The organism is Microbispora sp. CSR-4 (assembly GCF_008033685.1).
In the GTDB taxonomy this organism is placed as follows: Bacteria; Actinomycetota; Actinomycetes; order Streptosporangiales; family Streptosporangiaceae; genus Microbispora.
The window spans coordinates 1-26,567 of the sequence record NZ_VJVX01000075.1 but is presented as its reverse complement, the minus strand read 5'-3'; the positions used below and the strand labels follow the sequence as shown (position 1 = coordinate 26,567).

The 26,567-nt window shown below is 71.4% G+C and carries 27 protein-coding genes and 2 tRNA genes; 14 read left to right on the top strand and 15 right to left on the bottom strand.

Annotated elements, in window-relative coordinates; translation table 11 throughout:
* Nucleotides 1–218: 218 nt before the first annotated feature.
* Nucleotides 219–1,769 (top strand): hypothetical protein, encoded by a 1,551-nt coding sequence (locus FLV34_RS35660; RefSeq protein WP_205831174.1) that lies wholly within the window; start codon nucleotides 219–221, stop codon nucleotides 1,767–1,769.
* Nucleotides 1,770–1,974: 205 nt separating this feature from the next.
* Here FLV34_RS35660 and rsmI read toward each other — a convergent pair whose 3' ends face one another.
* The gene (gene rsmI, locus FLV34_RS35655) at nucleotides 1,975–2,796 is read right to left on the bottom strand and encodes a 16S rRNA (cytidine(1402)-2'-O)-methyltransferase (RefSeq protein ID WP_147945200.1); all 822 of its coding nucleotides are present in this window, start codon (nucleotides 2,794–2,796) and stop codon (nucleotides 1,975–1,977) included.
* Between the two features lie 207 nt (nucleotides 2,797–3,003).
* On the opposite strand from rsmI, the gene FLV34_RS35650 reads away from it, so the two are divergent.
* Nucleotides 3,004–4,509, top strand: a complete 1,506-nt coding sequence (locus tag FLV34_RS35650; RefSeq protein ID WP_205831177.1) for a dolichyl-phosphate-mannose--protein mannosyltransferase — start codon at nucleotides 3,004–3,006, stop codon at nucleotides 4,507–4,509.
* 116 nt (nucleotides 4,510–4,625) lie between these two features.
* Entirely contained in the window at nucleotides 4,626–6,134 is a 1,509-nt protein-coding gene (locus FLV34_RS35645) for a hypothetical protein (protein WP_147945199.1), read from the top strand.
* Nucleotides 6,135–6,244: 110 nt separating this feature from the next.
* Here the strand turns inward: FLV34_RS35645 and FLV34_RS35640 are convergent, their stop codons facing one another.
* Together FLV34_RS35640 and FLV34_RS42940 are read right to left on the bottom strand one after the other, a co-directional pair.
* Nucleotides 6,245–7,069, bottom strand: a complete 825-nt coding sequence (locus FLV34_RS35640) for a cellulose binding domain-containing protein (RefSeq protein WP_142651998.1) — start codon at nucleotides 7,067–7,069, stop codon at nucleotides 6,245–6,247.
* Between the two features lie 130 nt (nucleotides 7,070–7,199).
* Nucleotides 7,200–7,337 carry a VOC family protein gene (locus FLV34_RS42940; protein ID WP_261986024.1) on the bottom strand — a complete coding sequence of 46 codons (138 nt, stop codon included), beginning with the start codon at nucleotides 7,335–7,337 and terminating at the stop codon, nucleotides 7,200–7,202.
* 48 nt (nucleotides 7,338–7,385) lie between these two features.
* Between FLV34_RS42940 and FLV34_RS42935 the strand changes: the two genes are divergently transcribed.
* The gene (locus FLV34_RS42935) at nucleotides 7,386–7,994 is read left to right on the top strand and encodes a YafY family protein (RefSeq protein WP_260617539.1); all 609 of its coding nucleotides are present in this window, start codon (nucleotides 7,386–7,388) and stop codon (nucleotides 7,992–7,994) included.
* 4 nt (nucleotides 7,995–7,998) lie between these two features.
* Nucleotides 7,999–8,919, top strand: a complete 921-nt coding sequence (locus FLV34_RS35630; RefSeq protein WP_142652000.1) for an amidohydrolase family protein — start codon at nucleotides 7,999–8,001, stop codon at nucleotides 8,917–8,919.
* Between the two features lies 1 nt (nucleotide 8,920).
* On the opposite strand, the gene FLV34_RS35625 is transcribed toward FLV34_RS35630, so the two are convergent.
* Together FLV34_RS35625 and FLV34_RS35620 are read right to left on the bottom strand one after the other, a co-directional pair.
* Nucleotides 8,921–9,607 (bottom strand): TetR/AcrR family transcriptional regulator, encoded by a 687-nt coding sequence (locus FLV34_RS35625; protein WP_261986023.1) that lies wholly within the window; start codon nucleotides 9,605–9,607, stop codon nucleotides 8,921–8,923.
* A 45-nt stretch (nucleotides 9,608–9,652) separates the two neighbouring features.
* Nucleotides 9,653–11,098, bottom strand: a complete 1,446-nt coding sequence (locus FLV34_RS35620) for a cell wall metabolism sensor histidine kinase WalK (protein WP_147945196.1) — start codon at nucleotides 11,096–11,098, stop codon at nucleotides 9,653–9,655.
* Between the two features lie 314 nt (nucleotides 11,099–11,412).
* Between FLV34_RS35620 and FLV34_RS35615 the strand changes: the two genes are divergently transcribed.
* A complete protein-coding gene (locus FLV34_RS35615) occupies nucleotides 11,413–12,204 on the top strand; it encodes a hypothetical protein (RefSeq protein WP_147945195.1) in 792 nt (263 codons plus the stop codon).
* On the opposite strand, the gene FLV34_RS35610 is transcribed toward FLV34_RS35615, so the two are convergent.
* Nucleotides 12,191–12,667: a DUF3995 domain-containing protein gene (locus FLV34_RS35610; protein ID WP_261986025.1), complete on the bottom strand. Its 477-nt coding sequence runs from the start codon at nucleotides 12,665–12,667 to the stop codon at nucleotides 12,191–12,193. The two genes, FLV34_RS35615 and FLV34_RS35610, sit on opposite strands and share 14 nt — an antisense overlap.
* Nucleotides 12,668–12,794: 127 nt before the next feature.
* Between FLV34_RS35610 and FLV34_RS35605 the strand changes: the two genes are divergently transcribed.
* The gene (locus FLV34_RS35605) at nucleotides 12,795–13,265 is read left to right on the top strand and encodes a hypothetical protein (protein ID WP_205831175.1); all 471 of its coding nucleotides are present in this window, start codon (nucleotides 12,795–12,797) and stop codon (nucleotides 13,263–13,265) included.
* The gene (locus tag FLV34_RS35600; protein WP_147945193.1) at nucleotides 13,262–13,762 is read left to right on the top strand and encodes an RNA polymerase sigma factor; all 501 of its coding nucleotides are present in this window, start codon (nucleotides 13,262–13,264) and stop codon (nucleotides 13,760–13,762) included. The genes FLV34_RS35605 and FLV34_RS35600 overlap by 4 nt, the downstream gene beginning before the upstream one ends.
* Nucleotides 13,763–13,927: 165 nt before the next feature.
* Here the strand turns inward: FLV34_RS35600 and FLV34_RS35595 are convergent.
* The 7 genes from FLV34_RS35595 to galU form a co-directional block, all read right to left on the bottom strand.
* Nucleotides 13,928–14,004, bottom strand: a tRNA-Ala gene (locus FLV34_RS35595).
* A 50-nt stretch (nucleotides 14,005–14,054) separates the two neighbouring features.
* On the bottom strand, nucleotides 14,055–14,753 hold the full coding sequence (locus tag FLV34_RS35590; protein ID WP_147945192.1) for a hypothetical protein: 699 nt from the start codon (nucleotides 14,751–14,753) through the stop codon (nucleotides 14,055–14,057).
* 376 nt (nucleotides 14,754–15,129) lie between these two features.
* Complete coding sequence (locus tag FLV34_RS35585; protein WP_142652007.1) at nucleotides 15,130–15,771, bottom strand: GNAT family N-acetyltransferase; 642 nt, start codon at nucleotides 15,769–15,771, stop codon at nucleotides 15,130–15,132.
* A 67-nt stretch (nucleotides 15,772–15,838) separates the two neighbouring features.
* The gene (locus FLV34_RS35580; protein ID WP_142652008.1) at nucleotides 15,839–16,315 is read right to left on the bottom strand and encodes a molybdenum cofactor biosynthesis protein B; all 477 of its coding nucleotides are present in this window, start codon (nucleotides 16,313–16,315) and stop codon (nucleotides 15,839–15,841) included.
* Between the two features lie 3 nt (nucleotides 16,316–16,318).
* A complete protein-coding gene (gene moaC / locus FLV34_RS35575; RefSeq protein ID WP_142652010.1) occupies nucleotides 16,319–16,810 on the bottom strand; it encodes a cyclic pyranopterin monophosphate synthase MoaC in 492 nt (163 codons plus the stop codon).
* On the bottom strand, nucleotides 16,807–17,991 hold the full coding sequence (gene glp / locus FLV34_RS35570; RefSeq protein ID WP_147945191.1) for a gephyrin-like molybdotransferase Glp: 1,185 nt from the start codon (nucleotides 17,989–17,991) through the stop codon (nucleotides 16,807–16,809). Before glp ends, moaC begins: the two co-directional genes overlap by 4 nt.
* Nucleotides 17,992–17,995: 4 nt before the next feature.
* On the bottom strand, nucleotides 17,996–18,901 hold the full coding sequence (gene galU / locus FLV34_RS35565) for a UTP--glucose-1-phosphate uridylyltransferase GalU (RefSeq protein ID WP_142652014.1): 906 nt from the start codon (nucleotides 18,899–18,901) through the stop codon (nucleotides 17,996–17,998).
* A gap of 33 nt (nucleotides 18,902–18,934) precedes the next feature.
* Here galU and FLV34_RS35560 point away from each other — a divergent pair, with 33 nt between their 5' ends.
* The 5 genes from FLV34_RS35560 (at nucleotide 18,935) to FLV34_RS42930 (ending at nucleotide 23,652) form a co-directional block, all read left to right on the top strand.
* The gene (locus FLV34_RS35560; protein ID WP_142652033.1) at nucleotides 18,935–19,501 is read left to right on the top strand and encodes a 5-formyltetrahydrofolate cyclo-ligase; all 567 of its coding nucleotides are present in this window, start codon (nucleotides 18,935–18,937) and stop codon (nucleotides 19,499–19,501) included.
* Between the two features lie 33 nt (nucleotides 19,502–19,534).
* Entirely contained in the window at nucleotides 19,535–21,040 is a 1,506-nt protein-coding gene (locus tag FLV34_RS35555) for a potassium/proton antiporter (RefSeq protein ID WP_142652015.1), read from the top strand.
* Nucleotides 21,041–21,450: 410 nt separating this feature from the next.
* On the top strand, nucleotides 21,451–21,777 hold the full coding sequence (locus tag FLV34_RS35550; protein WP_147945190.1) for an FmdB family zinc ribbon protein: 327 nt from the start codon (nucleotides 21,451–21,453) through the stop codon (nucleotides 21,775–21,777).
* Nucleotides 21,778–21,839: 62 nt separating this feature from the next.
* Nucleotides 21,840–22,646: an S-methyl-5'-thioadenosine phosphorylase gene (locus tag FLV34_RS35545; protein WP_147945189.1), complete on the top strand. Its 807-nt coding sequence runs from the start codon at nucleotides 21,840–21,842 to the stop codon at nucleotides 22,644–22,646.
* Between the two features lie 214 nt (nucleotides 22,647–22,860).
* Nucleotides 22,861–23,652 carry an SAF domain-containing protein gene (locus tag FLV34_RS42930; RefSeq protein WP_261986022.1) on the top strand — a complete coding sequence of 264 codons (792 nt, stop codon included), beginning with the start codon at nucleotides 22,861–22,863 and terminating at the stop codon, nucleotides 23,650–23,652.
* A gap of 233 nt (nucleotides 23,653–23,885) precedes the next feature.
* Here the strand turns inward: FLV34_RS42930 and FLV34_RS35535 are convergent, their stop codons facing one another.
* Both FLV34_RS35535 and FLV34_RS35530 read right to left on the bottom strand, forming a co-directional pair.
* Nucleotides 23,886–25,004 carry a M15 family metallopeptidase gene (locus FLV34_RS35535; protein ID WP_142652023.1) on the bottom strand — a complete coding sequence of 373 codons (1,119 nt, stop codon included), beginning with the start codon at nucleotides 25,002–25,004 and terminating at the stop codon, nucleotides 23,886–23,888.
* Between the two features lie 130 nt (nucleotides 25,005–25,134).
* Nucleotides 25,135–25,716: a hypothetical protein gene (locus FLV34_RS35530; protein WP_142652025.1), complete on the bottom strand. Its 582-nt coding sequence runs from the start codon at nucleotides 25,714–25,716 to the stop codon at nucleotides 25,135–25,137.
* 160 nt (nucleotides 25,717–25,876) lie between these two features.
* Here FLV34_RS35530 and FLV34_RS35525 point away from each other — a divergent pair.
* Nucleotides 25,877–25,949: transfer RNA gene (locus tag FLV34_RS35525), tRNA-Arg, on the top strand.
* Nucleotides 25,950–26,567: the final 618 nt, after the last annotated feature.

Below are 26,567 nucleotides of genomic sequence, written 5' to 3'. Positions count from 1 at the left end.
GGCCCGGAGAATTCTCAGCGCGCCGGCCACGTCGGCGTGCAGGGTATGCCCACAGGTGACGGGCCGGAACTCCGCCCGGGTGGCGGGGCTCCCGGTGGCGCGGTTCTCCCGCGCCGCACGCCCGTGGGCGTTCCATGGAAGGCACCGGCGACATTCGAGGGGAGGAAGCGCGGACTCATCCGCCGGTTGGAGCAGGCGGTCGAATCCGCGCGACTGTGATGGTCGCGATCGCGGATCCCCCGTCGGTGGACGTCTCTCCGGCCGGGGGCTGGGGCCGTCCGCTCGCCCTGCTGCGCCGGCACAGGGTCTTCGCGGTGACGCTCGGCGTCGCCTTCGTGCTGCGGGTCATCACGATGCTGGGCTTCGGCCCGGCCATGTGGTTCAACGACTCCTACGACTACGTGTCGGTGGCGCTGCGCCCGCGTCCGCACCCGATCCGCCCGGACGGGTACAGCTTCTGGCTGCTGCTGCTCAAGCCGTTCCACAGTTTCTCGCTCGTGGTGTTGACCCAGCACCTCATGGGGCTGACGGCGGCGTTCCTTATCTATGCGCTGCTGACCAGAAGATTTGGGATGCCAGGTTGGGGGGCGACGCTGGCCGCAGTCCCCGTGATGTTCGACGCCTACCAGATCCAGCTCGAACAGCTGATCATGTCGGACACCATGTTCATCCTGCTCGTCGTGGGCGTGGTGACGCTCGTGCTGTGGCGGGAACGGATGACCTGGCGGAGCGGGGCCGTGGTCGGGCTGCTGCTCGCGCTGACGGCGCTGACCCGGAGCATCGGCCTGCCCATCCTCGCCCTGGTCGTGGGCTATCTGGTGATCAAGCGGGCGGGCTGGAAGCCGATCGTCGCCATGGTCGTCGCGTGCGCGCTGCCCGTGGTGGGCTACATGGGCTGGTTCAAGGCGGTCAACGGCCAGTTCGCGATGACCAACAGCGACGGGGTGATCCTCTACATGAGGACGTCGCTGTTCGCCGACTGCCACAAGATGGACATCGACGAGCGCCGCGAGCTTGAGCTGGCGCTGCTGTGCATCAACATCCCGCCCAAGGACCGCGGGCTGTCCGCCCAGGCGTACCTGTGGTGGGACGACCAGAACCAGCTCCACGTCTTCGGCTCGGGGATGAAGTTCACCCCCGAGATCAACGCGAACGCGAGCGCCTTCGCGAAGAAGGCGATCCTGGCGCAGCCGGGCGACTATCTGGCCGCGGTGGCCAAGGACTTCTTCCGCGCCTTCCAGTGGGGCCGTCCGCGGTTCCCCGACGCCAAGACCTTCCTGCAGTACGAGTTCGACAACGAGTACACCCGCAAGCTGCCCAAGTGGAGCTCCTACCACAGCACCACGGACAAGGACGCCGAGGCGTACGAGAACGGCCCGGCCGCGACACACGTGGTCTCGCCGTGGTCGGACATCATGATCGGCTACCAGAAGGTCGTACGGCTGCCGGGCCTCGTGCTGGGCCTGGTGCTGCTGTTCGGCCTGTACGGCGTGTTGCGGCGCTGGCGCGACCTCGGCGGGCCCGAGCTGCTGCCCTGGCTGGGAGCGGTGGGGCTGATCCTGGCCCCGGCGGCGACGGCCGAGTTCGACTACCGCTATCTGCTGCCCGCCGTGCCGCTCGCCTGCCTCGCCGCCGGCATCACCGCCGCCGGCCTGCTGGGCCGCCCCTCGCCGCGGCTGTCGTCCCTGCGCCCCTGGTCCCTGCGGCCGCTGCCACTGCGCTCGTCCTCGCTGCGCCCGTGGTCGCGGCGCGGCTCCTCGCTCCGTTGACACGGCGCCCGGCCCCCTGAGCAGGGGCCGGGCGCTTCCGGTGTCAGGCGTTCCGCCGGTGGTTGCGGGCGGTTCCCGGTGTCAGCGTGCTGGCGCCTCCCCCGTCCACCCTGCCGAACAGAGCGTTCTCGCCCGTAGAACACCACGTCGGGCTTGAGCCCGCGGCGTTCGGTCGGTGGTTACGGACGGCCGGTGTTCTCGCTGGTCAGGCGTTATGGACGGCGTTGTAGAGGTCGCGCTTGGGGACGCCGGCCGACTTGGCCACCTCGGCGATGGCCTGCTTGCGCGGCACGCCCGCGCCCTCGCGCCTGGCCACCTCCTCGACCAGTTCCTCGATGACCGGCGCGGCCTCCTCGGCGGTGCGCCCGGCCACCACCAGCGTGATCTCGCCCCTGACCTCGCCCGCGGCCCATTCGGCCAGCTCGCCGAGGCCGCCGCGGCGTACCTCCTCGTAGGTCTTGGTGAGCTCCCGGCAGACGGCGGCGGGCCGCTGCGCGCCGAAGGCCTCCGCCATCGCCTCAAGGGTCGCGTGCAGGCGGTGCGGCGCCTCGAAGAACACCATCGTGCGCTCCTCGGCCGCCAGCGCCGCCAGCCGCCTGACCCGCTCCCCCGGCTTGCGCGGCGGGAACCCCTCGAAGCAGAACCGGTCGCTCGGCAGGCCGGAGACGGCGAGGGCGGTCGTCACCGCAGACGGGCCCGGCAGCGCCGTCACGGGCAGGCCCGCCTCGACCGCGAGGCGGGTGAGCCGATAGCCGGGGTCGGAGACGCCCGGCATCCCCGCGTCGGTGATCACGACGACGGTGCGGCCCTCGCGCAGCGCCTCCAGCAGCTCGGCGGCCCGCGCGCTCTCGTTGGCGTCGTAGTAGGACACCACCCGGCCACCGATGGCGATGTCCAGGTCGGCCGCGAGCCGCCGCAGCCGGCGGGTGTCCTCCGCGGCGATCACGTCGGCCGCGGCGAGCACCTCGCGCAGCCGTGGGGACGCGTCTTTGGGCTGGCCGATCGGGGCTCCGGCGAGAACGAGCACCCGTCCACCCTATGGGGACATGAAACATTCATCGACGAACGGCCAGATACTCCAATCCACCCGCGAGCCGTGTCCTCAACGGGGACTCACCAGTAATCTGTCGGCGTGGCCGTGACCGACTATTCCCACAAGGCGTTCGAGCAGCCGGAAGAGGGACCACAGGACGACGCTCCCTCGGTTTCCCTGCGCGACCGGCTCGTGCCGCCCATGCCCGGCAGCGCCATGTGGGGCTGGCTCGGCCCCATCCTGGTCGCCCTCTTCGGCGGATTCCTGCGGTTCTACCGCCTGGGCACGCCGCACGCCGTCGTCTTCGACGAGACCTACTACGCCAAGGACGCCTTCGCCACCATCAAATACGGTGTCGAACGGCAGTTCGTCGACGGCGCGGACAAGCTCCTGCTCGCCGGCAACGAGAACATCTTCAAGCACTGCGGCTCGGTGAGCGAGTGCGCCTCCTACGTGGTGCACCCGCCGGTCGGCAAGTGGCTGATCGGCGTCGGCGAGCTGATCTTCGGAGCGAACCCGCTCGGCTGGCGCTTCACCGCCGCTCTGCTCGGCACGCTGTCCATCCTGATCCTCGCCCGCACGGCCCGCAGGATGACCCGCTCGACGCTGCTCGGCTGCGCGGCCGGTCTGCTGCTGTCGCTCGACGCCCTCCACTTCGTGCTGTCGCGTACGGCGCTGCTGGACATCTTCCTGATGTTCTGGGTGCTCGCCGGGTTCGCCTGCCTCGTGGCCGACCGGGACTGGTCCCGCAGCCGGCTGGCCGAGTGGCACGAGGCGGGGTCGCCCGCGGAGGGGCCGCGGCTGGGCCTGCGGCCCTGGCGCCTGGCCGCCGGGTTGTGCCTCGGCCTGGCCATGGCCACCAAGTGGACCGGCGGCTTCTACATCGCCGCCTTCGCGATCATGACGCTGCTGTGGGACGCGGGCGCCCGGCGGGCCGTCGGCACGCCCCGGCCGTACGGCACGGTCATCCGCCGCGACCTGCCGCTCGCCACGGCGTGGATGGCGGCCGTCCCGGTCCTCACCTACATCGTGTCGTTCACGGGGTGGTTCGTCACCGACAAGGGCTACGGGCGCAACTGGGACCAGGCGACCTCCAGCGGCCCGGTCTACTTCATCATCGACTCGCTCCGCTCCTGGTTCGACTACCAGAAGCAGGTGCTCAGCTTCCACACCGGTCTGGAGTCGAGCCATCCGTACCAGTCCGAGCCGTGGCAGTGGCCGCTGCTGCTGCGCCCGGTGGCGTTCTTCTACGAGTCGCCGAAGAACTGCGGCGCCGACTCCTGCTCCTGGGCGGTGCTCGGCACCGGGACGCCGGTCATCTGGTACGCCGGTCTGATCGCGCTCATCGGCATGATCGCCTGGTATGTCGCGACCCGCGACTGGCGGGCGGGCGCGGTGCTGCTCGGCTACGCCGCCGGATGGCTGCCGTGGTTCTACTTCGCCATCGCGGACAACCGGACGATGTTCATGTTCTACGCGATGCCGATGGTGCCGTTCATGATCCTCGCACTCGTGCTGGCCTGCGGGTTGATCATCGGCAAGGAGGATCCGGCCCGGCCCAACCGGCGCGTGGTCGGCACGGCCGTGGTCGGCGCGTTCGTGCTCCTGGCCCTGGTCAACTTCGGCTGGCTCTATCCCGTGATCGGCGCCGAATCCGTCCCGTACGAATCCTGGCACGCGAGGATGCTGTTCGACTCGTGGATCTGACACCCCCGTATCGTTGGGCGCGTACTGTGCGCCCTATGGTGCACCCAGAGGGGGGGTGGTCGCGAGTGATGCCCGGTCGTCGTCAACGATGGGGTCGATACGGCAGACTGCGGGTCATGCCCGCACCTGACGTCGCCGCGCTCCTCGCCCTGCTGGAGCGCTCCGAGCCGGACGTCGCCGAGCCCGCCCGCGTCGCGGTCGAGTGGCTCGCCGGCGGCGAGGCGCTGGAGACCATCAGCCAGTTCGACGTGTGCGAGTTCCTCTGGTACACGCTGCCGATCAAGGTGCCGGGCGACCAGGCGACCATCGCCAGGGCGCTCGGCCGGTTGCTCAGGCTCGCGGGCATGGAGCGTTACGCCGCCCTGTGCGACTCCCCGGCCACCGCACGCATCCTGATGACGTACGCCAGGGAGGGCGAGGAGGCCGGGGCCGCGGCCTACCACCGTGAGCTGGAGGCCACCGGGGTGCTGCCCCCGGACGTCGCCGAGCTGTCATGGAGCTCGATCATGGGGCCGGAGGAGCTCGGGGCGCACGTCGCGTGCGCGGCCGCCCTGGAACTGGCCATCGTCACCGGCGACCCGGTGGACCGCGAGGAGCTGACCCGCCGGTGGCTCACCGCGCCCCGCCCGGAGCTGGGCGGCGACTGCTGGCTGCACCGGGTGCACGGCGAGCGGCTGAACCGCTGGGTGCTCGGGCGCGGCACCGCCCGCCGCGAGCTCGCCCAGCCCTTCGAGGTGCGGCTGCACGCCCCCATCGCGGCTCCGGACGAGCCCCACCTGGAACCGCTGCGGTGGCTGCTCGGCCTGGCCCGCACCGGGGTTCGCCTGACCGAGCGGCTCAACGTCGGGCGTGCCGTGGCCGCCGAGGCGGCCGACCGGTTCGGCTGGGGCAATCCCACCAGGCCGGGGGCCGTACGCGGCGAGGCCGACGTGCCCGCGCTCACCGAGCTGCGGCAGATCGCCGTACACGATCTCGGGGCACTGCGGCGCAGCGGCCGGAGGCTGGTGCTCACGACCACGGGCAGAAACCTGCTGGACGACCGCGCCGCCATGTGGGACGCGGCGGCGCCCACGCTGCTCGTCCCCGCGCCCGGGGAGCACGACTTCGAGGTCTCCATCCGCGAGTCGGCGCTGATGATCCTCGTGGACGGCGACGTGGTGCGCGACGGCGACCTGCGCGCCCGGATCGCCGAGGTGGTCAACGGCGAGGGCTGGCGCGCCACGGACGGCGGCCGGGTCGGCGGCGCCGACCTCACCGGCCCGCTCTCCCGGCTCCGCCACCGCCTCGACGCCCTGGGCCTCGACACGCTGGGCTTCGACACTCAGGGCGCTGGCGCTCAGGGCGCTGACGCTCCGGGCCTGAACGCTCAGGGCCCCGGCGCTTCGGGCGCCGACGCTTCGGGCCTCGTCGGCCCCGAGCCGGGGGCCGCGGCTCAGGAAGGCCAGGCGACGGCTTCGGCGCCGCGGGCGACGGGTTCTGCGCCCGAGGGCACGCGCCGCGAGCCCGTGACGCGGGTGGCGGGCGACGACGCGCCGTGGCGGCTCACGGACGCCGGGCGGCGCGCCGCGCTGGCCGCGCTGCGCGCCCAGGCCCTGCGGCCCCGCCAGTACGCCGGCCTGGGCTGAACGCACTCCACCGACCTCGGCCGACCCGGCCTTCCGCCGTCCGAAGCGGTGCCGCGTACGCCGCCAATGGCGGGCACCGGGCGCGGACGGCGGCAGGCCCCGGGGAGGCTTCAGGCGCAGACTGAGCCGTTGAGCCTGAACTGCGCCGGGGTCGGGTTGACTCCCGTGTGAGTGCCGTTGAAGCCGATGGTGATCGAGGCGCCGGCAGTGAGGTCCTTGCCCCAGGCCGGGGCCTCCGCCGTCACCTGTGTGCCGGTCTGGGACCACGTGGCCACCCATCCCGAGGTCACCTGCTGGCCGGTGTCCGGGAAGGTGAACGTGAGCCGCCAGTCCCTGACGGGCTGGGTGCCCGTGTTGGTGATCGAGATGTTCACGGTCATCCCGCTGGACCAGGGGTACGCCTGGTAGGTCACCCGGCAGGCGCCCTGGGCCGGGACCGACGGCGAGGTCGTGACGATGACGTCGTTGTGGACCCGCACCGTCACGCTCTCGGACGCGGGCCCCACCGCGCCCTTCGTGTCCACGGCCACGACGTGCAGCTCGTGGTCCTCGTAGGGGACGCCGTAGGGCGGCCACGGCAGGGCGAAGGTGCCCTCGGTGGCCGCGGGCTGGAAGGTCGCCACGTTGGTCGTGCCTTCCCTGACGTAGTAGCAGGCGATGCCGTCCTCGTCGGTGGCGGGCGCCCAGCGCAGGGTGACCGAGTTCAGGAACACGTGGACGACCTCGGGCGTCCCCGGGGCGCTCGGCGGCGTGTTCTGCGGCGCCGCCGAAGAGGCCGGGCCGGTGTTGCAGGGCATCGCCGACGCGGCCGCCAGCAGCGGCGTCGTCACCGTCGCGGCTCCCGCCCCGGTCTCTGCCGCCAGCGGCGCGAACAGCGCGGCGGCCGCCAGGAGCACCGCCGTGAGCCAGGCGCTGATCTCCTTCTTCGATCTCATCGTCCGCATCCCTCGTGTCGATCGGCGGTCCCGGGGACGGCGATCGTCCACAGCGGAGGGCGGGCCGGTCAACGTACGCCGGAGCGGCAGGCCGTACGCGCCTGGTGGGCGGGGCACGGCGCTGCAACTTTCATCCGCGGCCTTCGAGGACCTCCAGGTAGTGGGCGTTGCGCATGATCCCGAGGATGTTGCCGAACGGGTCGGCGACCGAGGCCGTGACGAACCCGGGGCCGCGCTCCGTGGGCGACTCGTGCTGTTTCGCGCCCATCGACAGCAACCTGTCCGGCCGTCCCGGCTGCGCCACCGGATCGAGGCCGTGCGCGCCGCGACGGTCGCGGTGCCGGGGCACGGCCCCACGGTGGACCCCGAGACGCTGATCTCGATCGCCGCGGCCGTCCGCGACCACGAGACCCTGCGGTTCGACTACCTCGGCCACCGAGGCGGCGAGGGACGCCGTACGGCCGAGCCGCACCGGCTCGTCTTCACCGGCCGGCGCTGGTATCTGCCGGCCTGGGACGTCGACCGCGACGACTGGCGGACCTTCCGCGCCGACCGGATGCGGCTCCGCGTCCCGAACGGCCCCCGCTTCACCCCGCGCGAACCGCCCGAGGACGGCGCCGCCGCCCACGTCGTACGCGGAGCGGGCTCGGCCGCCTGGAGGCACCGGGCCGTCGTACGGCTGCACGCGCCCGCCGATGTTGTGGGCGCGCGGCTCACCGCCGCGGCCGGGCTGCCGCGCGCCGACGGCGCGGACGCCTGCGTGCTGGAGACCGGCGGCGACTCGCTCCACAACCTGACCGCCTTCCTCACCGGGCTCGACGTGCCCTGCACCGTGCTCGACCCGCCCGAGCTGCGCGATCATCTGCGCGCGCCGGCCGGACGCTACCTCGACGCGGCGGGCGGACGGCGAGCGGATAACGTGTGAGGTCATGCCGGACGAGACATCCGCCGCAGGCGACGACATCCGACGCGTGACCGCGTTCTGGCGGGAGCTGGGCCTGCCGGGCCTGATCGACGTCCACACCCACTTCATGCCGGAACGCGTCCTGACCAAGGTGTGGGCCTACTTCGACTCCGCCGGGCCGCTGGTCGGCCGGCCCTGGCCGATCGCCTATCGGCTGGCCGAGGACGACCGCGTCGAGCGGCTCAGGGCCTTCGGCGTGCGGGCGTTCACCTCCATGCTCTATCCCCACAAGCCGGGCATGGCGGAGTGGCTGAACGACTGGGCCGCCGGTTTCGCCGCCCGGGTGCCCGGTTGCCTGCACACGGCCACGTTCTTCCCCGAGCCCGGCGCCGGGCGATACGTCGCGCAGGCCATCGAGCGGGGCGCCCGGGTGTTCAAGGCGCATCTCCAGGTCGGCGCGTACGACCCGAACGACCCGCTGCTCGACGACGTCTGGGGGCTGCTGGAGGACCACGGCATCCCGGTCGTCACGCACTGCGGGTCGGGCCCGGCCCCCGGGCCGTACACCGGGCCGGAACCGATCGCGGCCCTGCTCTCCCGGCATCCCAGGCTGCCGCTCGTGATCGCCCACATGGGCACGCCCGAGTATGCCGAGTTCCTCGATCTGGCCCTGCGGCATCCGGCGGTCTTCCTGGACACGACGATGGCCTTCACCGGCTTCACCGAGGAGACCGCGCCGTTCCCCAGGGAGGCCGTCCCGCTGCTGCTGGAGCTGCAGGACCGCGTCCTGCTCGGCACCGACTTCCCCAACATCCCCTATCCGTACGGCGAGGCGCTGACGGCCCTGGCCGACCTGGACCTGGGAGACGAGTGGCTCCGCGCGGTCTGTCACGACAACGCCGCCAAGATCTTCGGCCTCGGTCAGGCCGAGGACATGACCTCATAGGTCATGCCGCGCTCCCGGGGGTCTTGAGCGTGCCGTGCAGCAGGATGTCCACGAGCTCCTCCGGGGACGCCTCCACGCCGCCGGAAGCGGCCTGAGGACGGACGAAGAGCATTCCCATGAAGACGGAGGCGATCTTCTCGGGCTCCAGGCGGAGCGCCGCCCGGTCGGGTTCGATCAGCTCGACCATCGCCTCGTGGATCGCCCTCATCGAGGCCTCCCTGCCTCGCGAGGCGCCGCCGCCTCCGGGCCTGCCTTCCTGGGCCCGCCCGCCGCTTTGCGGGGCCTGCCCGACGCTTTCCTCGCCCTGCCGTCCGCGGCGTTCGAGGCGGTGGCCGGGGCCGTGGAGGGCGCCGATCACGGCTCCCATGCGTTCCAGGTGGGCGCGCAGCGCCTCAACCGCCTGCGCCAGCCGGTCGGCGAGCGGGTCGTCCAGGGAGATCGAGGCCAGCTCGCGCAGCACGTGACCGGGGTCCGTCGCCTCGGTCACGCACGCGTCGAGCAGCTCGTCCTTGTCGGCGAAGACCCGGAAGACGGTGCCCTCGCCGATTCCGGCGGCCCGGGCGATCTGGCTCGTGGTGACGGCGGCGCCGCGCTCGGCGACCAGCGGAAGCGCGGCGGCGACGATCATCGCCCTGCGCTGCTCGGTGCTCATGGCCGGCGCACGCCGGCGGGGAGTGGTGTCCGTCATGCCCTCAACGTACGGAGTGAGCACTCACTCCGTCAAGCGCGATGTTCAGCACGGCTCACTGGGGTCGTTCTCACCGGGGACGCCGTCGCCGGCCCGGGCCGCCATCGTCGGGTCGCAAACGGCCGGGAGGCGCAGGACGAAGCGGGCGCCGACCGGGCTGTCCTCGATTTTCAGGCTGCCCCCGTGGGCCTCCGCGATCTGGCGGGCGATCGACAGCCCCAGCCCCGCGCCTCCGGCGTTCCTGCTGCGTGCCGTGTCCAGCCGGGTGAACCGGTCGAACACGATCTCGCGCTTGTCCTGATCGATGCCCGGCCCGTCGTCGCCGACCTCCAGCACCGCGGTGCCGCGCCCCTCGCCGGCCTCGTGCCGTACGGACACGGAGACCTTCGACCTGGCATGCCGTTCGGCGTTGTCGAAGAGGCTGGTCAGCAACCGGGCGAGGCGCATCCTGTCGCCGGCCACGATGGCGCCGGGCTTGAGTGCGCATTCGTACCGCTTGGTCTTCTGCGCGCGTCCCCGCAACTCCGCGGCCACGAGCACGGCCAGATCGATCCTGGCCTGTTCGCCGTAGGCACCGTGCTCCAGCCGCTCGATGGTCAGCAGGTCGTGCACGATCGCCTCCAGCCGCTCGAGACTGGGCAGGATGGCCTCGCCCAGCTGGGACACGCTGGTCTCCTCCGGCGCGAGGAGACCGTCCTCCACCTCGGCGCGCATGGCCGCTATCGGCGTACGCAGATCATGGGAGGCGTTGGAGACGAACTGGCGCTGATGTTGCAGCGCGCTCTGCACCTGCTGTAACGCGCCGTCGAGCCGGCTCAGCGTATGGTTGACGCTCTCGGCCATCGCCCGGATCTCGTCTCGCGCGGGCGGCATCGGCACCCGGCGGCTGGGACAGGTCTCGTTGATCTCATCCAGTTCCGTGCGGATGGCGTCGACCGGCCTGAGCGATGCCCGCACGTCCCGGTAACCCAGATAGGTGATGGCCGCGGCCAGCGCCGCCGCGCTCAGTCCCACCAGCGAGGCCAGCCAGGGATCGACCCACGGCGGCACCTGCGGGGCCGCGCTGTAGACCAGCCATCTCTCGCCGCTGCGGTGCGCCCACTGGGCCACGACGACGTTGCATCCGGGGGCCGCGAAGTCATCGCCGCACACGACACGACTGATGCTGTTCCTGGTGTCCGGCGGAATGAAGCTCGCCATTCTCGGCTTGCCACGCATATTCGCGGTCGCGGCGACCACCCGGCCGGACGGGTCGACCACCTGGAGATCGCGGCTCTTGTAGACGTCGAGCGGGTAGGTCATCTGCCCCCGCTCGATCTGGACGGCCACGCGGCCGCCCGCCGCCGAGATCTCCCTCTCGACGTCGTCACTGACGTAATGATGGATGCCCGTCATTATGGACAGGGCCAGCAGCGCGCACAGGAAAGTCGCCATCACCCCGGTGAACAGAGTGATGCGAAACGTGATGGAGAAACGGTCGTGCAGGCGCATCCTCCCCCCTCCCGGCCAGTGGACCATATGCGGTGGAAAGAACCGGAAAAGAAATGCCTGTCCTATATCGGTAGGCCGCCAGGGCCCCTCCACGTCTCCGGCGGAACACCAAGATTTCCCCGTCTCTCGTCCGCGCGTCCCCCTGTGCGGGCTCCCACGGCAGCTCGGACGGCGATAAAAGCGTCTCCAGCGTCGCACCCTGCATGGCCGGGTAGCGATTCGCCCCTCCTGATCGGGTGTGTCATCCCGGGAGCGCGCAGGCCCACAAAATCGAGTACGACGTACTCAGTTTCCCTCATCTCAACCATGTCGCAGTGATTCGACAGCAGGGATTCGGCAAGCGGGGAGGGGCCCATGGGCGGAAGAGCGCTGGTTCTCGGCGGCGGGCCGACCGGGATCGCCTGGGAGGCGGGTGTCTCGCCGGCCTGGCCGAGCAGGGCATCGACGTACGCGACGCCGGCCTCATCGCGGGCACCTCCGCCGATGCCGTGGTGGGAGCTCAGATCGCCGCGGGCCTCCACCCCGAGAAGCCGCTGGAGGCACAACTCGTGTACGGCGAACGCCTCGCGAAACCGACCGCCATGGGAGTAATAGGCCTGATTTGGTCGCTGAAGAGGTCAAAGAGCCCCCAGGAGTTCGGCGTACGAATGGGGCGTATTGCGCGAACTGCGGTCACGCCGCCCGAAGAGGAGCACATCGCGGAGATCGGGCGCCGGCTCGGAGACGTCCGCGGCTGGCCGAAAAACGCGCTTTCTGATCCCCGCCGTCGACGCCGGCTCGGGAGAACCGGCCGTCTTCGACGCGGAAAGCGGGTCGATCTGGTGCACCCGGTCGCGGCAGGTACCGGGCCAGGCATCCGGCCACCGGTGTCGATCAGCGGGCGCGCGTACATCGACGACCCGTCGCGCCGCGCACCCGCGGCCATGGCCGGCAAGGCCGAGGGCATCCGCGTGGCCGCCGAGGCCGCCCACGTGTGGAACGACCCTCCGTACTGGAACACGACCGGGCAGGAGATGAGCCATCCAGGACGTGGCAGAGGCAGCGGAGAGGCCCGGCAGATGGATCACCTGCCGGACCTTCGTCGTGGTGAAGCTATAGGGATGTGAACCCCCTGGTGCCGGCCGGCTCCGGACGCGGACGGCCGAAGACCAGCGCGGGCATCAGCCGGCCGCCGAACACCGTGGTAGCCGGATCGCCGGCCTGGACCGCGACGACCGCCGCCGGCATCACCAGGCAGGCGGGGGTGTAGAGGAACAGGTTGAGCCAGTAGAACGGCATGCCGGTGTCGGCGCCGATGCCGAACGCCCACACCAGGCCCGCCGCCCCGCGCAGCAGCACCCCGCAGCCCACCGCGAGGGTGACCAGCGAGGCGGGCCTGCCGCCTCGTCCGCGTGAGCGGGCCACCACCGCGGCGGCGCCCGTGGTCAGCGCGGCGACCAGCGGGATCAGCACGGGCGGGGTGAAGGGCACCTCCATGTTCAGCACGGCGAGAGACAGGGCCCTGACGTCGTGGGCGGGCCAGGTGCGGCCCGTCGTCCAGTAGAGGTGTGCCGCCGCGTCGGTGAGCAGAACTCCGGCGACCAGGTTCGCGAGGCGCTTTGCGCGTTCGAGTGTTCACACCCTGGAGGAGGGGCCGCCCGCCGAGGAGGTTCCATGGAACCTTCCGGGCCTTCGCCTCCTCTGAAAGGACATGACCATGTCCTCGTCCTGGCCTGTCGCCGAGCTCGACCCGGTGCGGCGGCTGCGCGTGCTCGCCTCCGCGATCGCGGGCGCGTACGTCAGCGAGCGCACGATCCCGGCCCCCTTCGACGTGGTGTGGGGCATCGCGAGCGATCTGGAGAGGAGCTTCGGCACCTTCGAGCCCGACATGAGGGGCCTGACCATCGACGCGGACCTGGGCGGGGGCCGGCTCGTGGCACGGGCCCGCAGCAGGTATGGCATGCGCGCCCGTTTCGACGTGGATCTTCAGCCCGGCTGGTGCTGGATGCAGAGCCGCTTCCTGCTCATCGGCCTGGCGGCCACCGCCGTGCCCGGTGGCACCCTGGTCGCCCAGACCGGCGGCGTCCGCGTCCCCGGGCGCGCGGCGCTGATCCCCATCGGCGTACGCGCCGCGGGCGAGCGCGCCCTGGCCGCCCTCGCTCTCCAGGCCGGGCAGACCGCCCGATGACCGCGCACGACACCGCCGCCCTGGTGGTGGCCGCCCAGCGCGGCGACACCGTGGCGATGAACGACCTGCTCAAGGAGCTCACGCCCTACCTCGGCCGGATCTGCGGCCCGATCGCGCTGGACGCCGGGGCCGACGCCGCCCAGGAGGCGCTGATCGCGGTCTTCCGCAACCTGCGCACGCTGAAGGAACCCGCCGCCCTGTACGGCTGGGTACGGGCGATCGCCGTACGGGAAGCGGTGCGGATCGCCAAGCGGGAGGGCCGCACGGTGGCCGCCGAGCTGACCGAGCTGCCCTCCCCGGTCGACGTCGAACGCGCCGCCGACATCAGGGACGTGCTGGGGCATCTGTCCCCCGAACACCGCGCGGTGCTCGTGCTGCGCGACCTGGAAGGGCTGGAGGAGAGCGCGGCGGCCCGGTTGCTCGACGTGCCGGCCGGCACGGTCAAGTCGCGCCTGCACCGGGCCCGCGAGAGCTTCAGGCGGGTCTGGCAGTCATGACCAGGTCCGGACCACATGCGAGCTGCAGGCGTGGTGGGACCGGTCCCTGCAGGAGCGCGTGGAGCCGGAGCGGAGCGGCAGCCGTACCGGCCCCCCAGGACGTAGCGGTAAGGCTCTGAGCAGCGAAAAGGCCCGCCAGGTGGATCACCTGACGGGCCTTCGTCGTGGTGGAGCTATGGGGATTTGAACCCCAGACCCCTTCGATGCGAACGAAGTGCGCTACCGGACTGCGCTATAGCCCCAACGACCTCGACTAGATTAGCAAACTCTGCGGGGTGTTCGCGCCACCGAATCAGTCCCCGGCCGCGCGGCGTCCGTCGGCGTACTGGTCGAAGACCTGCACACGCCTGCGCGCCTCGAACTTGATGATCTCCGCCTCGCGGGCCGCCTCGGCCAGGGCGCGGCGGCGCTCCCGCCGGCGGCGCAGGTGCTCGGCCCGCATCCGGGCGGCCCTCTCCCGCTGCTCCCTGTCCGCGCGTACGGCCACGCGCAGCACGGCGAGGTAGCCGAGCAGGAGCACGCCCGAGGGCGCGACCGCCCACCAGGGCATCACGCGTACGGCCGCGGTGACCACGGAGGCCAGCACGAGCAGGATGCTCCACAGGAGCCGCCGCCTGCGCCGGGCGAGGATCCGGGCGCGGCGGTGAGCGGCGACACGGCGGGCCCGCGCATGCCGCTCCGCCGCGACCTGGTCGGCCGTGACGGTCTCGTTGCCCGGGGCCGCGTCGGAAGCGGCGACGGCCGGCGGGGTGACGACCGTGTCGGCGTCGCCTCCGTCCGCATCCCCGTCGGAATCGTCGGCGTCATCGGCGTCGTCCGAGGCCTCCGGCGCCTCGGCGCAGTCGGCGGCGGGCCGCTCGGACAGCGTGTTCGCCTCCGCCTGCTCCTCGAACAGCTCGTCGTCGGTGTGCCGGTCCCGGCGCAGCCACATGGGCAGCAGGACGCTGAGCCACATGACGACGATGGCCAGGTAGAGCAGGGCACTACCCATGCGGCCACCTCCGGACCGCCGTACGGGCGTGCCGGAGGGCATGGTGAACACATCCGTGGCCCTGGGTCGGCGGAGAGGTGTTCACGTCACGCACCGTAGGACTGTGTGTCACTGAATGACGAGCATTCAGTCCGGTGTGTCGCGAGATCGTCAAAGCTCTTCATGTAATTCGATCCCGTGCGAACGCGCGATTTCCACAGGCCAGCGCGTGCGGGCCGCTACCGGTGGGCCAGCGGCGGCCGGGGCGGGAGGGACGGGATCCGCTTGCTCATGGCGATGCCTCCGGTGACACGGTTTCTGTCGAGTGCCACCGAGCATCACAGCGCCCGCTAGTGATCGGCTTGTCCTTCGATTGCAGCCGGCCGTACGCCGGCTCCTAACCGGGGCTGGACTCGCTGCGGCGGGCGGCCGAGTTCATGGTGCGGCGCCACTGGACGAGCAGTCCGCGGGGCACGTCCTCCACGGTCAGCGCGTAGCAGATGTGGTCGCGCCAGGCGCCGTCGATGTGCAGCTGACGCCGGCGGATGCCCTCCTCGCGGAACCCGAGCTTCTCCACGACCCTGCGGCTGGCCTGGTTCTCCGGCCGGATGTTGGCCTCGAGGCGGTGTAAACCGGTCGTGAAGAAGCAGTGGTCCACCGCCATGGCGAGGGCGGTCGGGATGATGCCCCGCCCGGCGAGCGCGCCGTCGACCCAGTAGCCCACCTGAGCGGAGCGGGCCGATCCCCACACGATCGCGCCCACGGTGAGCTGCCCGGCGAACCGCCCCTCGTACGTGACCACCCAGGGCATGGCCATGCCCTGGCGGGCCTCGCGGCGCAGCGTGCCGACCATCGAGACGTACGGCCCGAGACCGGTGCGGAACAGCGGGGTCTCGGGGTTGCTCGGCTCCCACGGGCGGAGCCATTCGGCGTTGCGCAGCCGGGTGTCGCGCCAGTCACGGACGTCACGCAGGCGCAGCGGCCGCAGCCCGACGGGCCCCTCGGCCATGGTTGCCGGCCAGCCGCGAAGTCGATCCATTCGTCAATCATCCACCGGAACACGGTCAACGCGCCACGCGGGACGCGCCGCGGTCTCGGCCGGCTGCTCAGCGGGCATGATCGCCGCCGTGGATCTGGTCGACGACGTGGGCCAGGATCGGGGTCAGCACGGCCATGCCGTCCCGTACGCCGCCGGAGGACCCGGGCAGGTTGACCACCAGAGTCGTGCCCGCCTGCCCGGCGAGACCCCGGGACAGGATCGACGCCGGCACCTTCTCCCGGTTGACCTGACGGATGGCCTCGGCGATGCCGGGAATCTCCCGGTCGAGCACCCGGCGGGTCATCTCCGGGGTGAGATCGAGGGGCGTCACCCCGGTGCCGCCCGTGGTGACGATCACGTCGTAGCCCGCGGCGACGCCCTCGCGCAGCGCGGCCTCGACGGCGTCGCCGTCCGGGATCACGCGGGGCCCGTCCACCTGGTCGCAGCCCGCCTCCTTGAGCAGGCCGGCCAGCAGCGGCCCGGACCTGTCCTCGTAGACGCCCGCGGACGCCCTGTTGGACACCGTCACCACCAACGCGCGCACGCCTTACTCCTGTCCGGGCCGGGTCCAGTGGCCCGTCTTGCCGCCCGTCTTCTCCTCGACCCGGACGTCGCTGATCACGGCCGCCGGGTCCACCGCCTTGACCATGTCCACCAGTGCGAGCGCCGCGACGGTGACGGCCGTGAGCGCCTCCATCTCGACGCCCGTCCTGTCGGCCGTACGGACCCGGGCGGTGATCTCCACCCCCTCGTCCACGACGGCGAGGTCGACCTTCACGCCGGTCAGGGCGATCGGGTGGCACAGCGGCACGAGGTCGGGAGTGCGCTTGGCGCCCATGATCCCGGCGATCCGCGCCACGCCGAGCGCGTCGCCCTTGGGCACGTCACCCGCGCGGAGCACGGCCACCGCCTCGGGCGACAGCAGCACGCGCCCGGTCGCGACGGAGGTGCGCGCGCTCACGTCCTTCTCGGAGACGTCCACCATCCGGGCGGCGCCCGACTCGTCCACGTGAGTCAGCTTCGCAGTGCCGTCATTCACAGGGGTATCACCTCCACCTCGGCGCCCTCGGGCAGCGAGGTCTCGTCCTCCGGCACCACGATCAGCGCGTTCGCCCCGGCCAGCGCCGCGAGCTGGTGCGAGCCCTGCCCGGTCACCGGTGCGACGCTCTCGCCCGTCAGCACGGCCCGCAGGTACGACCGCTTGCCCGCCGGGGACCGCACCGGCCCGGTGAGGGCCGCGCGCGCGGTCGCGGGCGGCCCGGCCGGAAGGCCCTGCATCGCCCGCAGGGCCGGCTTGACGAAGAGCACGAACGACACGAACGACGAGACCGGGTTGCCGGGCAGCGTGAAGATCGGCACGCGGTCGGGCCCCACGACGCCGAAGCCCTGCGGCATGCCCGGCTGCATGGCGACCTTCTCGAAGGTCACCGTGCCCAGCGGCGACAGGGCCTCCTTGACCGGCTCGTACGCCCCCATGGAGACGCCGCCGCTGGTGATCACGGCGTCGGCCCGCACGAGCTGGGCGTCCAGCGTGTCCATGAACTCCTTGGGGTCGTCGGTCACCGAACCGGCCCGGAACCCCTGCGCCCCCGCCTCGCGTACGGCGGCGGCGAGCATGAAGCTGTTGGACTCCCAGATGCGGCCCGCGCCCAGCGGGGTGCCGGGCTCGCTGAGCTCGGCACCCGTGGACAGCACGACCACCCTCGGCCGGGGCCGCACCAGCACCCGGCGGCGGCCCACCCCGGCGAGTATGCCGATCTGGGCGGGCCCGATCCTGACGCCCTCGCGGAGCACCACGTCGCCCGCCCGCACGTCCTCGCCCGCCCGCCTGATCGCGTTGCCAGGCGGGGCCGGCCTGTCGATCCGTACGCGGGCGGTGCCGCCGTCGGTCCACTCCACCGGAACGACGGCGTCGGCGCCGGTGGGCACGGGCGCCCCGGTCATGATGCGGGTGACCAGGCCGGGGCCGAGGGCGTTCAGCCCGCCGCCCCCCGCCGCGACGTCCCCGATCACGGGCAGCGTGACGGGCGCGGCGGCCACGTCCTCGGCCCGTACGGCATAGCCGTCCATGGCCGAGTTGTCGAACGGCGGCAGCGGGACGGGCGAGGCGACGTCCTCGGCCAGCACGGCGCCGAGGGCGGCCTCGATCTCGACCTCCAGCGGTGCGAGCGGTCGCACCACCGCGAGGATGTCGGCGAGATGGCGGTCGACGGGTTTCATCGGCTCACTGTCCGGACTTGTCCAGGAACTCCCGCAGCCACGGCAGGAACTCGGGGGCGAGGTCGTCCCGGTTCGCGGCGAACTGCACCACGGTCTGCAGATACTCCAGCTTGTTGCCGGTGTCGTAACGACGGCCGCGGAACAACACGCCGTGCACCGGACCGCCCTCCTCCGGGCCCATCGATGCAAGGGTGCGCAGGGCGTCGGTGAGCTGGATCTCGCCGCCGCGTCCCGGCGGGGTGCGCTCCAGCACGTCGAACACGGCGGGGTCGATCACATAACGGCCGATGACGGCCCAGTTGGAGGGCGCCTCGTCGGCCGGGGGCTTCTCCACGAGGTCCGTGACGCGGACGACGTCGTCCTCGTCGGTCGGTTCGATGGCGGCGGCGCCGTACAGGGAGATCTGCTCGCGCGGCACCTCCATCAGCGCGATGACGCTGCCGCCGTAGGTCGCGCGCGCCTCGATCATGCGCTTGAGCAGCGGGTCGCGGGGGTCGATGATGTCGTCGCCGAGCAGACAGGCGAACGGCTCGTGGCCGACGTGCTGCTTGGCGCACAGGACGGCGTGGCCGAGACCCTTCGGCTCGCCCTGCCGCACGTAGTGCATGGTGGCGAGGTCGACGGGCTCCTTGACCTGGTTGAGCCGCTCTTCGTCGCCCTTCGCGCGAAGAGCGTCCTCAAGCTCGTACGCTACGTCGAAGTGGTCCTCGATCGAACGCTTGTTGCGGCCGGTCACCATGAGGACGTCCAGCAGTCCGGCGGAGACGGCCTCCTCCACCACGTATTGGATGGCCGGCTTGTCGACGATGGGCAGCATCTCCTTGGGGGTCGCCTTCGTGGCGGGAAGGAAGCGGGTGCCGAGACCCGCGGCGGGCACGACGGCTTTGGTCACGGGATCGAAGTCAGCCATGAGTAGACACTAACGGAGCAGTCTTTGGACAAGATGAACCTGCGTCGGCGTATATTGCGCGGCCGCTCGGAGCTCGATCCCGGGACGTTGCGCGAGTCGTCGGCGGCCATCAGGGAGTTACTCCTCGACCAGCCGTGGGTGCAGATGGCGGGCCTGGTGGCCTGCTACTGGTCGACGGGCACCGAGCCGGCCACGCAGGGACTGATCCTGGCCCTGTGGAAGCACGGCGCCACGGTGATGCTGCCGGTGCAGCGCCCGGACGGCGACCTCGACTGGGCGGTGTACGACGGGCCCGACTCCCTGGTCCCCGGTCCGTACGGAATCATGGAGCCGGTGGACGTCCGGCGCGGCGTCGACGCGATCCGCACCGCCGCGCTGGTGATCGCGCCGGCCCTCGCCGTCGACCGGGTGACCGGCGTACGGCTCGGCCGCGGCGGCGGGTTCTACGACCGGGCGCTCGCCCGCGTCGGGCCGAATGTGCCAACGGTGGCGCTCCTGCACGAGGGCGAGTTGCTGGAGGGGGTTCCCGCCGAGCCGCATGACCAGCGCGTCCGCTTTGCTGCTCTTCCCAGCGGAATCGCCCGCTTGGTACAGATATGACAAGATTGACATAAGAGACGGCGAAGGGAGCGGATCGGTCTGAACGTCTGGCTGCTCCTGTCCGCCGTCGTCGTCATCGCGGCCATCGCGTCCGTACGGATCGCGCATCGCACCGGCCTTCCCTCGCTGCTCCTCTATCTCGGCCTCGGGCTGCTGCTCGGCGAGGGCGGCCCCATCGGCATCAACTTCGACAACGCCCAGATGGCCCAGCAACTCGGCCTGGTCGCGCTCGCCGTGATCCTCGCCGAGGGTGGTCTCACCACCAACTGGAAACACGTACGCGACGCCGTCCCGACGGCGCTCGTGCTCGCCACGGTCGGAATCGCGGTCAGCGTCGTCGTGCTCGCGGCGGGCGTCGCCGTCCTGCTCGGCATGGAATGGCGCATGGCGCTGCTGCTGGGCGCGTTCCTGGCGTCGACCGACGCGGCGGCCGTGTTCTCCGTGCTGAGACGGCTGCCGCTGCCGCCCCGGCTCGCCGGGATCCTGGAGGCCGAGTCGGGCTTCAACGACGCCCCGACCGTCATCCTCGTGATCATGCTGAGCGCGGGCTCGTCGTTCGAGCTCTCGCTGCCGCACATCCTGCTGGACACCACCGTCGAGCTCGTCATCGGCGCGGCCGTCGGTCTCGCCGTGGGCCCGGCGGGGGTGTACGCGCTGCGCCGGGTCGCGCTGCCCGCCTCCGGCCTCTACCCGATCGCGGTGCTGGCGCTGGCGTTCATCACCTACAGCGGGGCGACCCTGCTGCACGGCAGCGGGTTCCTCGCGGTCTACCTGACCACGCTGGTCCTGGGCAACGCCAGGCTCCCCCACCGCGCCGCCACGCGCGGCTTCGCGGAGGGCGCCGCCTGGCTCGCCCAGATCGGGCTGTTCGTCATGCTCGGCATGCTCGCGGACCCGGGCGAACTGCCGGGCGTGCTCGTCCCAGCCGTGGTGTCGGGCCTGCTGCTGGTCCTGGTCGCCCGGCCGGCGTCCGTGGTGGTGTCCGCGGCGATCGCCCGGCTCCTGCGCCTCGGTGCGCTGTCGTGGCGCGAGCAGGTGTTCCTGTCGTGGGCCGGGCTGCGCGGTGCGGTGCCCATCGTGCTGGCCGCGATCCCCTGGGCCGCCGGGCTGCCGGGGGCGAAGGGCCTGTTCAACGACGTGTTCATCATCGTCATCGTGTTCACGATCCTCCAGGGGCCCACGCTGCCGTACCTCGCCAGGCTGCTCGGCCTGGCGGCGGAGGGCGAGGCCCGCGACCTCGACGTGGAGGCCGCGCCACTGGAAGAGCTGAACGCCGAGCTGCTGCAGGTCCGCATCCCGCCCGGCTCGCTCATGCACGGTGTGGAGATCTTCGAGCTCCGGCTGCCCGCGAACGCCATGGTCACCCTCGTCGTACGGAACGGGCAGTCGTTCGTGCCCACGCCGACGACGCGGCTGCTGGCGGGCGACCAGCTCCTCGTGGTCACCACGGCCGCCCAGCGGGAGACGGTCGAACGCCGCCTGCGCGCCGTCAGCCGCCGCGGCAAGCTGGCCGGCTGGTACGGCGAACGCGGCGGCTGACCGTCGTAGGGGCTGCTTTCGCGTGGCGGTCCGGGCTGAGTTTGCGCTGCGGCGGTCCGGGCGGTGGTTTGTGACGCGGTCCGGGCCGCGGTTTGCACTGCGGCGGTCCGGGCTGCGGCGGTCCGGGCTGCGGCGGTTTGGGCGGCGGTTCAGGGCTCGGTTCGGGCTGCGGACGGATCGCGGACGGATCGCGGGCGGACCGCTCGTGGATCGCGGGCGAGGCTCGGCGGGAACCCGCTGGGATCTCGGCGGGAGCCCGGCGGGTTCTCGGTGGGGATCTTGGCGAGGGATCCTGGCGCGCGCGAATGGGACGGCGCGGGGCAATAAACCGGGCTGGAGTGGCGTTTGGGCTTGTTGACTGCTTACCATTAGCAATCGACCCGGTCGAGTGCCAGTCTCAGGAGGAGCGAGTGCCTACCTACCAGTACGCCTGTACCGCTTGCGGTGAGCAGCTGGAGGCCGTCCAGAAGTTCTCTGACGACCCGCTCACGGAGTGCCCAGCCTGCCAGGGCAAGCTGCGCAAGGTCTTCTCCGCGGTTGGCATCGTGTTCAAGGGCTCCGGGTTCTATCGGACCGACAGCCGTTCTTCGAGCTCGTCCACGACCACGGCCACCACGACGACGTCGTCCTCGAAGTCGTCCGGCGACTCCGGCAAGAAGGAGCCCGCGACCTCCACGAGCTCGTCTTCGTCCTCCTCGTCGAGCACGTCGTCGTCCGGTTCGACCGCCGCCGCCTGAGGTTATCCACAGGGGCCGACGGCACGCGCCGGACGTGCGGCGCCGTTCGCTAGTGTCGGCCCATGGTCAATCGCGCAGACATCGGGGTCATCGGCGGCTCGGGGTTCTACTCCCTGCTTGAGGGCGCCGAAGAGATCGACATCACGACGCCGTACGGCCCGCCGAGTGACACGATCACCGTGGGCCGCATCGGCGACCGAACCGTCGCGTTCGTCCCCCGGCACGGCCGCGGCCACACCTTCCCTCCCCACCGCATCCCTTATCGGGCGAACATGTGGGCCCTTCGCTCCCTCGGCGTACGCCAGGTGCTCGCGCCCAGCGCGGTCGGGTCCCTGCGCCCGGAGATCGGCCCGGGCGCCCTCGTGATCCCCGACCAGCTCGTGGACCGCACGCAGGGCCGCGAGCAGACCTACTACGACGCGGGCGGGGCGGTCCACGTGTCGTTCTCCGACCCCTACTGCCCCTCCGGCCGGGCGGCCGCCGTGGCCACTGCCCGCGAGACGGGCTGGGACACGGTCGACGGCGGCACTCTGGTCGTGGTCCAGGGGCCCCGGTTCTCCACCCGGGCCGAGTCGAAGTGGTTCGCGGGGGCGGGCTGGTCGATCATCGGCATGACCGGGCACCCCGAGGCCGTGCTCGCCCGCGAACTCGCCCTCTGCTACACGACCCTCGCCCTCGTGACCGACCACGACGCCGGTGTGGAGGCCGGTGAGGGGGTCACCCACGAGGAAGTGCTGGCCTTCTTCGCCGCCAACGTGGAGCGGATGCGCACGCTTGTCGCGCAGGTCGTCGAGGCCCTTCCGGAGGAGCGCATCTGCCCCTGCGGCAACGCCCTCGACGGGATCAAGCTGCCGATCGAGCTCCCCTGACGCCGATGCGTGCCATGCCGTACGGCCCTGTCCGGCCGCGCGATCGGCGGCGGAACCGGCGGCGGAACCGGCGGCGCGCCACCGCCGCCGGGGCATCGCCCGGACAGGCGGTCCATGGGGGCCATCGGCGTGAAGCGTCCACGATGCAACCGGCCCTCGCGAGGAGGCTTGCAAGGAGGCTCGCAAGGAGGCGAGAGGCGAAACCGAGATGGTCATGCGTGATCTGAAGCGGCTGAGGACGCGCCGTCGCCGTCCGATCGCCGCCGTCCTCGCCGGTCTGGCGGTGGCCTGCGTGCTGCTGGCCGTCCGCACCCCTGACGGGGTGGAGGTCCTCGCCGCCGCCCGCGATCTCCCCGGAGGCCGTCTGGCAGCCGCCGACGTCGTGGTCGTACGGCTCCCGCCCGATGCGGTGCCCGCCGGGGCGTACGCGCCGGGCACCCCGGTCTCGGGCCGCGTGCTCGCCGGTCCATTGCGTCGAGGCGAGCTCCTCACCGACGCCCGGCTGCTCGGCTCGGGCCTGTTCCGCCAGACCCTGGCCGGGCAGGCGTACGGCGGCCAAGCCGGCGGTGGCTCGGCCGGCGGCGACCCGGCCGACGGTGGTTCAGCCAGTGGCGGCCCGGCCGACAGTGATTCGGCGGACGTCGGCTCAGCCGGCGGCGGCCCGGCCGCGGCACCAGGGGCGCCGGACCCGCAAGCCGATGCGTCGGCTGCGCGAGCGGGAACGCCAGCCATCGAACCGGGTCTGGTCGCGACGCCGGTCAGGATGGCCGATCCCGACGCCGCCCGCCTGCTGTCGCCGGGAGACGTGATCGACGTCCTGGCGGCCTTCGAGGACGGGCCTTTCCAGGCCCGGACCGTCGCCCGGGAGGTGCGGGTGATCGCCCGGCCACCCGGCCGTACGGACGGCGGCGCGCTGCTGGTGCTGGCCACGACCCCGGCGCAGGCGGCCCAGCTCGCCCAAGCCCAGGCACAGGGCAGGCTGTCGATGACCATCCACCCGCACTGACGGACTGTGCCCAGGCTGTGGAGGGGCTTTGCCCGGGCGGCGGAACGCGCCCGGGTCTTGTCAGAACGGCAGCGGGGCCGATCAGGCGGTGGTCACCTGCGGCGTGCAGGGGGCGTCCGTCGTCGCCGCCCCCGGCCTGCCGTCAGGCCCGCTGGTCACGCGTGACCTGCCAAAACGTCTCCTCGGACCCGGCGTAACGCCCGGCGCCGAGGTTGCTCGGCCGAGGGCGATCGTCAGAGTTTCGCGCCAAGTTGGGGATCGTACTCCCAGTGCCAGGGCTCGAAGGGGCTGTGATACGACCAGTCGGGGTGTATCCAGCCATACCGCTTGCTGTTGGCCTCCAGCCAGTTGAACTGGACAGACCGGAAGTTCTGCACCCCGCCGCACAAGTCGACCGCGAGCCCCAGCCCGTGGTTGCTCTTGCCCGGAGTGGCGGCGAAACCGGGCCGCCGATAGTAGATGGACTGCTGCTCGCTCAGACTGCGATAGCTGTCCGAGATGCACATCGAGGTGCCGAAGCGCTTCTTGTAAGCGATGTTGAGATCGGCGAAGGCGATCGCCGCGTCCGCCCGCAGTTCCTCCCCGGCCTGCGGCAGGGGGCACAGGATGGTCTGGGGCAGCAGGCCGTTCGGGTACTGCTCCGCCTGGCCGATCCTGGTCGGGTCGCAGCCGCCCGCCCCCTTGCTGCTGATCTTCACACCGAGTTTGATCAGCGCCTTGGTCAGCGACCGCACCAGCGAGCTGGAGCGTTTGCGCAACGCGGCGACCTGCGCGCTCAGCTGCGCCTCCTGCAGGAGGCTGGCCGCCCGGAGCTCCTGCGCCTCCTCTGCGAGCCGCTGCTGCCGTTCCAAGAGCTTCACCGCGTCGCCGAGCACGTTGTTCCGTCCGGCGACGATGTGGTCGAGGTCGGCGATCCTCCGGAGCGTCTCCGTGCCGTTCCCCGCCCTGAAGAACGGGCTGAGCCCGTCGAGCGAGGGGTCCTGATACATCGACGAGGCGAGGTCCGACAGCGGCTTGCGCATCTTGTTGAGCTCCGCCGTGGCCTGCTGGAGACTCTCCAACTTGGCCGCCAGCGCCTTCTCGACGGTGCCGAACTTCTTCTGCCGCGCCACCAGTGCCCGGTTCGCGTCCTCGATCGACTTGTACGCCTTCTGAGCCTCCCGCCGCAGCTCGGTCAGCGTGGTGGGCTCCTTGTCGAGCGTCATTACGCTTTCCCCCGCGGACGCCGTACGGACCTTCGCGGTCGTGGTGTCGGCCAAGGCCGGCGCGGCCGTGCCGTACGGTGCGGAGACGGTCAGCGAAGTCATCGCCGTGACGACCGCGATCAGCCTGGCTGATCGAGGAGATGACACGATCGATTCCCCCGTTTGCGAACTCTTGACCTGGGTCAGGGACGCACGTTACTACAGCGCCCTGTGTGCCCGAGCCCCGGTTCGCATAAGTGCTATCGACCGGACACGTCGCATTTGCGCGTTTCCCAGCTCATCGCCCGCCTTCGGGCTGGCTCTCATGCTCCCGGCAGAGCTCCCACAGCCACGTGTCCCGCCACTCCGGCTCGCACGTGAACGTCTCCTCCTCGTGAGGCTCCGGCTCCTCCGTCGGCCGGCTCGCCTTCGGCGTCGTGGCCGTGTGGATGATCCGTTGGACGGGCCGGGCGATCGGAAGGATCCGTACGACCCCCTCGTAAAGACGCGCGGGACCGGGCGGCGCGGGCACCGGGGTCGGATTCAGCAGGGGTCTCGTCCCCGCCATCGTGATCACGTGGATCCTCTGAGCTTCTCGGCCGTCCACCGTTGGTGGCATGGCGGGCCGCGCAGCAGGCGTTCCGGCGGGGGCCCGATCTCCCCCGGTCTCGGCAGTGGTCTCGGCGCGCTTCTGGTCCGCCGCCCGAGCCGGTGCCGCGCGTACGGCCGCGCTGCCCGATAACTGAGCCCGCGCCCGCTCCCCATAGCCGGTGAAGTCGGCCATGAGCATGCCCGAGGCAAGGATCGCCGGCGCGAGCAGCGCCGCGACGAGCAGCACCGATCGCAGCCTGCGCGCGGATCCACGTCGCGTTAGGGTCACGGCCAGCGACGGTAATCCCCCTCCCCTGCCCGGCGTACGACCACTTGCCATCGCTTTCCCGCAGGTCAGCCCGCCGATGACCGGCGCACCACGAAACGACACCCCTGGGGAGGCGCGAGCGGGCCCAACCTTTCGCTAGGCTTACTGGTGCACATCATGCGCCTCCGTAGCTCAGGGGATAGAGCACCGCTCTCCTAAAGCGGGTGCCGCAGGTTCGAATCCTGCCGGGGGCACTCTTTGATCAGCCAAAACGGCCCCCCACCTGGGGTTTCTCCTCATCCACTCGATGATCTGATGCAGCCGAGTGCCGCTGTAGGCAGGAGCAGGTCAGCGGTCGCGGAATATTCGCGGAATGATTCTGGGGCGTGGCGCTGCTGCTGTCGGACACTGGTATGCACTGCCGGCACGCCGACCAGGTCACCTCCTCGGCCCTGATGGCTGCTGGTTCTGGCTGGGCGCGATCTCCCACCTGCTGCCCCAGTGGCGGCGGCGCACCGTGGGTGGGGCATCTAGAACTGCGCGCGCCCCTGATTCCCCCGTCGACCTGGCGGCTCTCGGCTCTCCTCGACCACGCCAACCGCAAATGTGACTGACATCACAATGAGGGGTCGTTGCGGAGATATCGTCCGAGGTGAAGGCACCACTAAGTACGTGCACATTTCGGCCTTCCACCTGCGGTTATACGCTAGATGGATGCAGTAAGTGCTACGGCGGCTACTGGAGCGCTTTAGGCTTTGTTTGTGCACGCGGTTGAGCAATCGTCAAGACCTGTGGATCACGAGTTCCTAAGCAGCTGCTGGTGAGGGCTGATCGTCGGGGCGTTCGACGAGCTTGCCGTTGACGAAGGTGGC